The following is a 12,450-nucleotide window of genomic DNA, read 5'->3' on the forward strand; positions in this document are numbered from 1 at the left end:
CAGGGACATCTACTCGCTGGCTCATTCTTCGCAAGTGTAGCCAACAAGTAGCTGTCCCTGATGCGAAACTGTTATTTTGCATCCAAAACTGATCCACTTTACCCCCTAATTTGCATCTAAAACTGATCCACATATTTAATACCTCCTGCCGTCCCTAAGCAGGAGAATGTGGAGTGATAGATGTGTCATTATTAAGTGTTATGCGTCGATGGTATTTTCGAGATGGTTTGTCCCAACGAGAAATTACTAAACGCACTGGATTATCTCGCAATACCGTACGGCGTTATCTCAAAAAGGAAAATGCTGAGCCTGTTTACACCAAGCGGCAGAGCTTGGGTAAAGTTGATGAGTTCGAAGAACTGCTTATTAGCTGGCTTAAGCGTGACGTTAGGCGGCGCAGGAAAGAGCGTAAAACCGTTAAAAACCTTTATGAGGACTTATTGCCACTGGGCTATTCAGGCTCGTATGACAGAGTTGCTGCATTTGTACGCAAGTGGCGTGAAGAGCAGCGATTAGCTGCATCCAATCAAGTTTACGTGCCATTAGAGTTTGCAGCAGGTGAAGCCTTTCAATTCGATTGGGGCGAAAACTATGCCTTTATTGATGGTCGTAAAACCAAGCTGCAAGTCGCTCATTTCAAACTCAGCCATAGCCGTGCTTTTATTCTACGAGCCTATCTTACCCAAAGTCATGAAATGCTGTTTGATGCCCACAATCATGCGTTTAGGGTGTTTAATGGCGTGCCTGAGCGTGGTATTTACGACAACATGAAAACAGCTGTTGATAAGGTGCAAAGGGGTAAAGAGCGCATTGTTAATCGCCGTTTCCTGACCATGGTCAGTCATTATCTGTTTGAAGCAGACTTCTGCAATCCGGCAGCGGGATGGGAAAAAGGCCAAGTAGAGAAGAATGTTCGTGATGCTCGCTCAGTAATTTGGCAACGCCTGCCGCGTGTTAGCTCACTGACTGAACTCAATGATTGGCTAGAAACTGAATGTATAAAAGACTGGCAAACACGCAAGCACCCGCAGTTCACAGATAGCACCATTGAGGCTATATGGTATCAAGAGCAACGACAGTTGATGAAAGTGAATGCCCAATTTGATGGCTTCATTGAGCACAGTAAAAAGGTATCTTCCACCTGCTTAGTCAACTTCGACCGCAATAAATACTCCGTGCCCGCCAGCTTCGCTAATCGGCGTATTAGTCTGCAAGTTTACCCAAGTCGTCTTATCTTTATTGCACAAGGCCAGAAAATAGCAGAGCACAACCGTGTGTTCATAAGTAACCATGATATACCGGGTAAAATAATATATGACTGGCAACACTACTTGCTGGTTGCGCAACGTAAACCGGGCGCACTGCGCAATGGCGGACCGTTTAATGCCATGCCAGATAGCTTTAAACATCTGCAATCCATTCTCTTGCAACGGGAGCGTGGTGATAGGGAGATGGTTGAGGTGTTATCGCTGATATTACATCACGATGAAGCCGATGTTGTGAAGGCGGTTGAAATGGCTTTAGACGCAGGCTGCCCTTCCAAACAACATGTCATGAACTGCCTAAGTCGACTACTTAACCCTTCACCACCTGCGCCAGTTCCGATGACTAAAGGTCTGCAATTAATCACAGAGCCGACCAGCGATACATCACGCTATGACACATTAAGAGGAAAACGTTATGCACACTGAAGCTTTATTACACACCCTTAAAACACTTAAATTACACGGTATGGCAAGCAGTGTTGCCGAGTTAACATCGCAAGATTCACCTGCATACAAACAAGCCTTGCCCATACTCGACACACTTGTAAAAGCTGAGGTAGCCGATAGAGAAGTGCGCAGTATCGCCTACCAAATGAAGACTGCCAGATTCCCTGTGTACAGAGACCTCTATGGCTTCGACTTCAGCGAAAGTGAGGTCGATGAATACCTCATCAGAGGGTTGCATCGCTGCGAGTTTATCGAAGATTGCCAAAATGTAGTGTTCGTCGGTGGCCCTGGCACAGGAAAAACCCATTTAGCGACGGCACTTGGCGTACAAGCCATTCAGCACCATCAATATCGCGTACGCTTTTTATCAACCATCGAACTGGTCAATACACTAGAGCTAGAGAAACAAGCGGGCCACGTTGGCCGAATGGCAAATCGTTTAGCGAATTGTGATTTAGTCGTGTTAGATGAATTAGGCTATGTTCCCTTCAGCCAAGCAGGTGGCACATTACTGTTTCATTTACTCAGTAAACTCTACGAAACAACCAGTGTACTTATCACCACCAACTTGAACTTCACTGAATGGTCAAAAGTGTTTGGTGATGCAAAATTGACAACGGCCTTGTTAGACAGGCTAACCCATCATTGCCACATCATAGAAACGGGTAATGACAGTTACAGATTTAAAGAATCCACTAAAAAATCAAAGGAGAAAAAGCGCTAGAAACTAAAACATGAATATGGTCATATAAGACTACTTGGGTGGATCAGTTTTAGATGCAAATCGTGGATCAGTTTTAAGTACAAATTAACATGCTTAATCATTTGAAAGTGAATAGAAATAGCGAACAAAGTTTAGGCTTCACACCGAATTAAATGTCATAAATATTTAGATAATTCGGTGCTGTAGGCATTATTAAATTATAGATATTTTTACTAAGCCAAATTTTTACTAAGCCAAATTTTTGCAAAATGTAAATCGTTTTCAACTGTCCTGACAGAAATATTAAGCATGCGTGCAATTTCCTTATTTTGAAGCTGAGAGTAATATCTAAGTTCAATGACTTCAGCAGCTCTGGGATATTTGATTCCTAAAGTCTCAAGTTGAGTGCTTATCGACCATAATTCAACATCATTCTCAACACTACTACCAATTTGGTTAATAGCATTAGTTGAAGTGAGAGTTGTTTTACTGGAAGGCCTATACTTTGTTGATGAACTAGAACGGTAGCTATCAAGAAAGCAATTTCTTACAGTCACATTGATGTATGCGTAAAACTGCCTGACGGATTCAATAGGAAGAAGTTGTTCAGATTTTTTTAGTTTAATATATACATCATGAGCCAAATCAGTCGATGTTTGGCAAAGTAAATGTGTGTTAGCGTCTTCAGGTAAGTTCGAATAATGGTTTGCCGACATATCCTTGATAAACTGATAAGCGAGGGCAAGAAGGATATCTCGTTCGGGCGCTTCATCATTTTGCCAACATTTAATTAGATTGGTTATTTCTTCTTCTGACATTCAATTAACTCACAGCTTTCGAAATTCTGAAATCTTAACAATATTCATCTTCTGTGACCCTAGTACGTCTTCAATCATGCGTTTTTCAAATCTAAATAACAAGCCAGCTTGCCAATCTTCTCCTGCGGGGAGATATTCCCATGTCGTATAGTGTGGCTGTCCATAGCTATCCGTCCATTTAACGGTTGTGTTTAATTGAGCTAAGTTAGCCTTTCTACTATTTGTTTTAAGCCACCACATGTCCCTGTATAAGTCCTGGACATTGCTGTTATCGTAAACAATTTTGGCATCACAACTTCCATTGACAGCAGCTTGAGAATAAAAAGAGTCTTTACTGATGAAAAGACACGTTTGCTCAATGTTTCCATTTTCTAAATATTTTGTTTCAATCCAATTGCCTATAAAGTCGATGGGCTTGTTGTATTTCAATGGCACAGAAAATTGAATTGCTTCACCTCTATTTGGGACGGTGATTTTATCGTTTGGCCCCAAACCCTGTACCTTTTTAATTAGTATGTTTGTTTTAGAATCAAAATTTATTGCCATAGAGCGGAATTTATACTCGTTTCCGTCATGGTAATTTTCAATTGAAAACCCCGTGAGGTCACTTCTTTTACAACCTGTAGCGGCACAACCAATTATTCCTTCAAATTGGTCGAAGTTATCTATCAAATGAAATTGAGTTTCGGTAGTAGATTCGCCTGACTGTAAATTACACCCCCAAAAGAAATCACCAATGTCTTGGTATTCGTAGATCCCAGTTGATGTGACTTTAAACGTCGTTTCTCCTATCGGCCCAAAATAGTCTTTTTGTTCATATTTGGAAAGGTCATAAAAGCAAAGCTCACCGTTAAAATTTCTCAGCTGTATATGAAAATTTTTTATCGTTTCATTGACTGGTGTAAACAGTATTTCGTCAGTATTAAAGCTGTTTGCTTCGGTACTAACGGGGGCTGATAAGTAGCCCATTGCCTGTGTTTCAGTCGGCCAATCGTCGTTAAGGTGTTTAGTTTCCAGATTAAGGGAATAAAAATCAATTTTGGCTAATTCTGTAATGAAATTATTTTTTTCTATGCGCTTTTGATTGATGGATATATGTTGCAAATCATCTGGAGTGTTGTCTAGCATCGCCAATAGTCGTATTACGTTTGCGGTTCTGCGAGGCGCAACCGAAAGCATTGATATACTTATCTGTGACTGAGCAGTAATGGTTCCCAATGTAAATTGACTGCCATTTCCAGCAGCCAAATAAAAGTCTAGGTTGTCTCCATCTTTATAATAAAAAAAGCCATTATCGGTAAAACCATGTGATCCAGAACTTGTTTTATAATATAGCCCTGAAATACGGGGAGATATAATCTGTCCCCTCTTCACATTATCGTATTTTAAAAAAATGAACAGAATCAACAACAACCCCAAGGAAACAATACTTACTTTTAACCTCTGTCTGCCAGCGTTCTTAACAGTCATCTTGGCATTCAACTTCTATTTTTTGCTTTTTTGGTAATGGCTGTAGCATCGACAGTAACATTTTTTGTTTTAATTCAGCGGGTAGCGACTGATTCGCAATGACTCGTTTTCGAGTCAAATCTAGAATGGAATCAAATGATTGCTCGTGCTCGACATTTTTTCCGTAAAAAACCAGATTCGTTAGTTCGAGCATCATGTCTTCTGTCAGTTCTTTTTCTTGTGTAAGCTTATAATTTTTATCAACAATAACGACGGTAAAACTGAATAGACTAAAAATAAACAGAGTAAATAATACCGCACTAATGGGATGGCGCTGAACCAATCGTTGGGTGACGTATAACGGCCTATTCTTTTTGTTGCTTATAGGTCGTTTTTCTTGAAAATTTGCAATATCGCTTCTCAATTCGAATACAACACCATACCTCTCCTTAGGGTTGTGCCTTGTTGCCTTTTCGATAATTTGAGTAAGATCAGCTGAAAAACGAAACCCCTCTAATAAGAATTTAAGCAGCTTTCCAAGTGAGTAGATATCACTTTGGTGAGTAAGGTGTTCAGCATTTGCTTGTTCAGGGCTAGCAAAACCTTTACTGAGGGCAAGCAAAGTGTTTTGCGTCTCTTTGGTGCATAATTTCTGCGTTATGTTGAAATCAATAACTTTTGGATTGCCATTTTCATCGATGATTATATTTTCAGGCTTAATGTCAGCATGTAACACCTGATTTTGATGACTGTGTTCTATGGCTTCACATATTTTGATGAACAGATTTAGGAGTGTGGACAAATCAGCTTTATGTGTACGTTTGTAAACTGCTAAGTTGTCACCATTGACACGTTCCATAACGATAAAAACATGACTTTGATATTCTCCTGCATCAAATACTTTTGCTACGTATGGATGATTTATCGAAGCAAGTAATTGAGCCTCTAGGAACAACAAATCTCGCCCAAATATTTCGAGCAATGAAGGACGAAAAAATTTTACAGCCAACTCTTGCTGATAGGTGTTATCACATCTGAGTGCGGCATACACAACCCCCATTCCACCCTCACCAATCCTTTTCTTTATTATATACTTGCCTATTTTTTCACCGACAAACGATTGACTATCGAGCATATCGTGCGCGTTTTTTGCAAATAGGTGAGTCAAATTTTTCAACGAATTTTTTTCAACGTCTATTAGTCTGATCACTTCTTCATAAAGCGTTGGTGAGTCATAGCGAATTGACTCGATTAAATTGAGCTTTTCAGTGTCATTTAAACTGATGAGATTATAAAAAATTTCTGTGCTGGTTGCTGTCATAACTTTCAATATACTTCACCTGATTAGGTGGACAAAAATTAGTCCACCTATTGAAGACTACGCTAAATCGTTACTTGGTAAGCCAACGTGAATTGTCGGCCAATAATAATAGCGTTTTGAGGATATGAAAATGACTTAAAGTAAGGGAAGTTTTGTTCTGACGCATCAGAACGCGCTCTGCTATCAAAAGCATTTAATATTCCAAATTTTATATTCTGCTGTGAGTCGATTTCGTAATTTATCCCTAGATTATAAAAGTTTAATGGAGAATATCTTTTTTGTTCAAGTTGATCCCAGTCACCATAATCAACGCTGTTGGGCAAAGACCCATATCTAATATGAGTAATGTAAAAGTCAAAAGAGTCAAATTCTACACTCAAAGTTGAATTAATTTTGGAACGAAAACTTGAGTTAAAATAGCTGTCTCTGTAATTTTTACCTTCAAGCTCATCTGAAAACATTTGAAATGAATGTTTCAGAGTATGCGTATAGGAAGATGCCAATCGTAAAATAGCAAAATTTGCTATATTTGTTGATGTATCTATCGAAACATCAAAACCCACCATTTTTTCCATTGTAGTATTAATAAAACTGCTGCGGATCTTTTCTATCTTAAGAGTGTCAAGATTATTAGAATCGTTTCTTTCTATGTTTGTTGAAACTTGTTGGCATTGCGAAGAGCCTTGCTCTCGAAACCCAGCTCTGCATTCCCAATCCCAGTAATTAAAATTATCCAAAGAGTCAGGGAGCACACCATCTTTTATTTTTAATTTATATAAATCAAATGAGATAGTTGTGGCGGATGTAGGCTGCCACACTGCTCCCAGAGAACTTGAGTAACCAGTTTCTTCCTTTAGGTTTTCGTTCCCTGAACTTTCGTTAACGATATTGTAGCTGCCCGAAAACTCAATATTTTGGTTGCACGCTTTCGACAAAGCATCTGGGTTATTTTGGCTAATGAGTACATCTTCTATTCGTCCTTGGTTAAATGCGTCGCAAGAGTCTGCTAATACAAAGTCAAAATAATTTTCAGTTGAACCAGAAATTCCTTTATATATATTGTGTAAATCAGGTGCTCTAAACGTTGTTCCATGACTCACTCTGAACAGGAGTGCCTGCATGGGTTGCCATTTAAGGCCTAATTTATAAGTGGGAGCGCCTTTAACTAAAGTATTGTCAATAAATCTATCGTACCTTGCAGATAAAGAAGCACTTAAAAATTTTGTAAAGGGAACATCTATTTCAAAACCAACTGCATAACGATTTCTACTTCCACTACCCTGTGTTCCTGTTTTGCCTACCCAACCTTGACCTACGTTGCCAAGTGTTCTCGGATGTTCATTAAGATCATATTTAGACATTTCATATTCTGCAAACGTAGCAAATAAAATGGGTAAGTTGTCGAAACCGATAAATGCCCCAGTTAAAGTGCTACCGAATGTCGTTACGTGGCTATCTGATTGTGATGAGTCTAATCCGAAAATTGTGTTGAAGTCGTCAAGTTCCAGAGGTCTCCAAAAATTTTGAATATCGAAAGATAATTCTCCATTGATAGGATTTTGTTTAACAAAATAATCAGAAGCAATTTCTTTTTTCAACTGAAAACTCGTTTGTTTATTTTTTGCGAGACTGCTGCTTACAAATATCTCGTATTTATAACGATTATCAAGAAGGCCCTCAACTGAGGCCGACACATTGAATACGTCTTCATCAAAATGTTCTTTTGCGCCTTCCCCTCCTAGCAAATCCTCAGGTTGAAATTCTCTGGACAAGCTATAAGCAAATCCGTCATTAGCGATGAACACTCCATCACCTTCCCAATATTCGCTAGTAATAACTTCGTCTTTCAATTCCTCGGAGTACCAACCGCGCGTACCTACACGAAAGACCTTGCTTTTCCAATACAGCATATCAAACGAAAACGTTAAATCTTGAGATAAGTCATATTCGCCAGAATAATAAATGGAGACGTTTTCTCTATCATTGATAAGAGAATTATCACCTGTACCATCTCTGCCACAGTAATTGCCCACAAAGAAACCTGTGTAAGTTAAATTTTCGTACTGGGAACAAACTTCCCGCCCTGGATCAACTAATGTTTCTTCTTCACTAATTTGAAATACACTTAACGCACGAGGCAATGACGTTCTGAACTCTGATTGGCCTGCAAGATCTGCTGGAGTGTCAAAGCGATCATCAAGCCAATCACGTTGTTTTCCAATGAGGCCTTCTTGCTTGTCATACTCTATCGCTAAGGTCCAACTTGAATCGGTATTAGTGTTTCCTGTAACTATAGAAAACCGCTTGTGGTCAGCGTCATTTTTACTTGAGCGCGATATACGGGAATCAATTATTGTTTCGTCTATATTCTGTTTGGTGATGATATTAACTACACCAGCCATCGCGTCAGAACCATAAATTGATGAGCTAGCCGCTGTGACAATTTCAATTCTTTCTACCGCCGAAACAGGCAAACTAGCAACGTTGAATACATTGTAGTCTCCGTTAAATGCTCTTGGGTAATTTGCTACTCTTTTGCCATTTAAAAGAAATAATGTGCGATTTGGACCTAAACCTCTTAAATTGATCGTTTCGGCATTTCTGGCACTTCCTCCAACAGCTTGACCTAAATTGTAGCCAGTTGCGACAGATACAGATTGGAGAGTTTCATAAATGCTATTGAATCCTTTCTCTTTGATATCTTCTGAAGAAATCACAATGACTGGGCTTGCAGTCTCATCTTTGAGTTGCATTATTCGCGAACCAGTTACCAGTATGCGTTCGGTTGGTTGCTCCAAACTTATTTCAGCACTATTTGCTTGATAATGAATTGACATAAATATCAATGATAAAGCGACTAAATTTAGCCAAGATAAATTAGGGTTACTACTTTTCAATTTATATCCTGTAGAAATGTCATAATTATTATGAAGGGAGCAAAGAATTTTAGCGCGACCAATACACGTGGCCCTGTCATTTCATCCAAATAACTTGCTGGTTCTCTTTAAGTTGAACGGCATTCTATAACGGAAAAATTCTAACCTGAACAAGAGATTGGTCTAACTGGTCCAACCGCTCAAAAACCAAACACAAGCGCATGATATCCCTACGTTTAAATAAATATATGTGGCTATTACCACTTTTTACGTGTGTTTCAATTGCATGTTGTGACATTTAATTTGACAGCGAAATAAAGAACTCCAACTTGATGAGCTTGAGTTGACACTGAAAAAATCTCAACAAAAGTTCAGTGTCTATCACCTTGAGTCATTTACGTTTGTTATATAAATAGGACATTTATGCTGTTAACAAGATGCCTGCAAGGCACTTCAATCTTTGCTTTAAGCTTTTTAATGCTTGCTTGCGGCGGTGGTAGTGATACAGAACCGAGCCAAGTAATTCAGGCGCCTGTTATTGTTTCACCTCCATCAGTGGCAACTATCGATTTTTCATTGCCAGAAACTGTTGATATTACTGAGAGCAGCTCACAATCGATAATCTTGGATATAAATTACTCAAGTAACTTGCCTTTATCGGTTTCGTTCTCTGAGACGCCAGAAGTTATATCGTTTACTGTTAATAGTCGCTCTGCTTCAGTGTTTGACATATCGATACAGGTTGCAGACGTTTCAGGGAAGTTCAACGAAGAGAATGTTGTTGATGTTTCGGTGACAGATGGAGCTGTGACCGCTACCCATCAAATCTCTCTAAGAATTATTAATCAGTCATTGAACGAAAAGCTCGCAACTATCGAAGAGTTTCTGTCTGATGCAGAAGATTATTCTTACAGTAGTGAGTTAACTAGTATTAGTAACTTTGTTGCTGATAAAGGGTATTTGACGGGTGCTCTTTCTCACCAAGCCAGCAGTGCTTTGCAAAATTCTCTCACTCAATTGGCCGAGACCATTACTCATTCAGGTCTTTCGGAATTTGAAACGATTTATAAATCGCTCTTAAGCCAAAAAGATTCTTTGACAGAAACCGAATTTGATCAATTTCTTAGCAATGCCCAAACAAGTTTATCGAGCGAAAATGAACTATTTTTCAGCTTACTGACCGATTTAAACAGCACCAGTATTTCCAATCTTCCTAAATTTCAAACCTTATATTTTTCCCACGTAGGAGACAGGTTTTCGTTATTTTATGGTAACGCGAATTATGGCACCTGGGCCGATGAAAGTTGGGTTTTCAAAAGCGAATGGGCATTTCTTGAAAGGATACTATCTACCCAAAATAATGCTTGCTCAGTTGACGAAAAAATTTAGGAAAAAACATGAAAATATTAGTCGTTATTTTAGCTGCGCTGTTGCTTTTTAATGTGCCATTAAAATCTTTAGCTAATGAGAATATAAAATTGGTTGTTACAAATGAAAACAATGTGCGGAAAATAATCTCTGTTTCCAATGCTGAAGTCGAGAAATTCAAAAGCAAAAATACATCATATATTATCGAGGATGACCTTTTTGTTTCCTCACCAAAAATAAAGCCCAAGGCGTATAACTCTGACGGTAAGATAATTAGCAGGTATGACAAATTAGTACTAGGTAAATCTTCGCAGTCCTCAACTGACACTGATTACACGCCCAATGATGAGTATTTTAGTGAGCAAGTCCATTGGCTAAAACAAGATTCGCCTTACCTCGGATACAACAATGTACTTTTTAGTGTAAGGGCACTTTCGCCCCTACGTAGGCCTGTTGTTGGCGTTATTGATAGCGGCTTCTATCAACATCCCGACCTTACTTATCTTGATGGTTACAACATGAGTAGAGTCGAATATGAGGCCGATGGTCAGACCTATGGTGGAGAGCGTGGCGAATATTTTTACATTCCTGAAGGGTTAAACAATAGCCCAGAAGGAAGACAGAAGTGCACCGTACACGGGACTGGTGTTGCTGGTGTTGCTGTTGCCACTAGAGATAATAATATCGGTTTTGCAGGCATAACAGACGCGGACTTTATTGCTACTAGGTCAATGGCCTGCGGTGGCGGATTTTTATCCGATTCAGCCGACGCAATACGGTGGCAATTGGGTGAGCAAGTCGATGAAATTAGGAAACCTCTAGCCACTGTCGATGTCATTAATTTGAGTCTAGGCGGTCAAGCACAAACCTGTCCATCCTATTTGCAAGAGGCTATTACCCAAGCAAACGTTAAAGGCGTGCCTGTTGTTGTCGCTATTGGTAATAACCAAATCGATGCTTCTGAGTTCACGCCTACCAATTGCAATGGTGTTATAAATGTAGCGGCTGCCACTAGAGAAGGAGATTTGTTTCCTACCAGCAATTTTGGTAAAGAAATCGACATTGTGGTTCTAGGTGAATATATAGCTGGTATGACAGCGTACCCTGAGCAAATTGGTTACTGGGAAGAGTCTAGTTTTGCCACGCCAATCGTGACGGGAGTGATTGCTAACGCAGTAGCTGAGTTTGGTCCTCTAACTCCCGCAGAAATAAAGTTTTTCCTCGCCGCCACAGCCACTTCTTTTGCTCCTGGTCAATGCGATGACAGTGTTCGTTGTGGCCCAGGCATATTGGATGCAGAACAGTTTCATCTTGCGATGCGAGCATACAAAACGGGCGGTATCCTTTCAATCAAACCAGCGCTTAGCAATTCCCAGTTTTGTGACAACACATTGTACATAACTGACGATAATGAGCTTCAGCGTTTATGTTCCACACTTGAAGTAAGTTTGCCCATTCATCAGAGCAATCGTAGTGACATTCGTTTTGACATACTTCAATACCCCAAAGGACAAGCTATGACTTTTGAAAACGGTGCGGTTGTTATGACCACTCAGTCTTCCCGTTTACTCGTTGCTAATCTTGACCTAGAACAAAATGACTATGGTGTCAGGGTGTGTAACAACGAACGTTGCTTTGGTGGAACAGCCATCAAAATTTCAAATTTAACGCAAGATAAACCTGAAATTTGCGAATAAATTCAAACATAAAATCCTCAATTAATAAAAAATGGAACATTCATGAATCAGAAAATTAAAGCTGTATTTCTAACTTTTTCTGCCTTAACGCTTACAGCGTGTGGTGGCAGTAAAGATTCAGAATTTAAACTAACTCCCGAAGTTGAACTAGTTGTTGAAAATGGGCAGTTTAAAGAGTCGTCTAATACCAATGTGTATTTCGGTAACAACTTCGGACCTGATTCCTTGTACAGTAACGAATTTGGCTCTAACGCTGAGCATTGTTACAGAGAAGCTAATAATTACTACTTTGAAACTGAACATGCTTTGGTGTTTGGTTCGTCAACGTTACCTGAGAGCGACTTTAAAACAGTTGCCATGTGGGTGGAGTCACAACTAGATCAAGCTGCCAGCGCGTTCAATGGTATGTCATTTTCAAATATTTTGGCCAAAAGAAATAATATCTCGCCTGAAATCAACAGGGTACTTCAGGCTAATATTGGTGGGATCAAACTTGATGCTATCGA

Annotated in this window: 8 protein-coding genes and 1 pseudogene; 5 read left to right on the forward strand and 4 right to left on the reverse strand. The window is 39.5% G+C overall.

What is annotated here, in order from left to right; translation table 11 throughout:
* Positions 1 to 173: 173 nt before the first annotated feature.
* Positions 174 to 1,691, forward strand: a complete 1,518-nt coding sequence (istA, locus tag NWQ57_RS12995) for an IS21 family transposase (RefSeq protein WP_372340922.1) — start codon at positions 174 to 176, stop codon at positions 1,689 to 1,691.
* On the forward strand, positions 1,681 to 2,436 hold the full coding sequence (gene istB / locus NWQ57_RS13000; RefSeq protein WP_306022580.1) for an IS21-like element helper ATPase IstB: 756 nt from the start codon (positions 1,681 to 1,683) through the stop codon (positions 2,434 to 2,436). Before istA ends, istB begins: the two co-directional genes overlap by 11 nt.
* Positions 2,437 to 2,648: 212 nt before the next feature.
* Here the strand turns inward: istB and NWQ57_RS13005 are convergent, their stop codons facing one another.
* From NWQ57_RS13005 to NWQ57_RS13020, 4 genes are all read right to left on the reverse strand, one after another.
* Positions 2,649 to 3,233 carry a sigma-70 family RNA polymerase sigma factor gene (locus NWQ57_RS13005; RefSeq protein WP_306022581.1) on the reverse strand — a complete coding sequence of 195 codons (585 nt, stop codon included), beginning with the start codon at positions 3,231 to 3,233 and terminating at the stop codon, positions 2,649 to 2,651.
* Positions 3,234 to 3,242: 9 nt separating this feature from the next.
* Positions 3,243 to 4,703: a hypothetical protein gene (locus NWQ57_RS13010; RefSeq protein ID WP_306022582.1), complete on the reverse strand. Its 1,461-nt coding sequence runs from the start codon at positions 4,701 to 4,703 to the stop codon at positions 3,243 to 3,245.
* Positions 4,693 to 6,003, reverse strand: coding sequence for a serine/threonine-protein kinase (locus tag NWQ57_RS13015; RefSeq protein ID WP_306022587.1), 1,311 nt, complete (start codon positions 6,001 to 6,003; stop codon positions 4,693 to 4,695). The genes NWQ57_RS13010 and NWQ57_RS13015 overlap by 11 nt, the downstream gene beginning before the upstream one ends.
* 62 nt (positions 6,004 to 6,065) lie before the next feature.
* Positions 6,066 to 8,900 carry a TonB-dependent receptor domain-containing protein gene (locus NWQ57_RS13020; protein ID WP_306022583.1) on the reverse strand — a complete coding sequence of 945 codons (2,835 nt, stop codon included), beginning with the start codon at positions 8,898 to 8,900 and terminating at the stop codon, positions 6,066 to 6,068.
* 402 nt (positions 8,901 to 9,302) lie between these two features.
* Here NWQ57_RS13020 and NWQ57_RS13025 point away from each other — a divergent pair, with 402 nt between their 5' ends.
* The 3 genes and pseudogenes from NWQ57_RS13025 to NWQ57_RS13035 all read left to right on the forward strand — a co-directional run.
* Entirely contained in the window at positions 9,303 to 10,268 is a 966-nt protein-coding gene (locus NWQ57_RS13025) for a hypothetical protein (RefSeq protein ID WP_306022584.1), read from the forward strand.
* A gap of 8 nt (positions 10,269 to 10,276) precedes the next feature.
* The gene (locus NWQ57_RS13030; RefSeq protein WP_306022585.1) at positions 10,277 to 11,944 is read left to right on the forward strand and encodes a S8 family serine peptidase; all 1,668 of its coding nucleotides are present in this window, start codon (positions 10,277 to 10,279) and stop codon (positions 11,942 to 11,944) included.
* Between the two features lie 42 nt (positions 11,945 to 11,986).
* Positions 11,987 to 12,450, forward strand: a pseudogene (locus NWQ57_RS13035) (hypothetical protein); the annotation flags it as partial.

The organism is Paraglaciecola sp. (genome assembly GCF_030730205.1).
Taxonomy (GTDB): Bacteria; Pseudomonadota; Gammaproteobacteria; order Enterobacterales; family Alteromonadaceae; genus Paraglaciecola.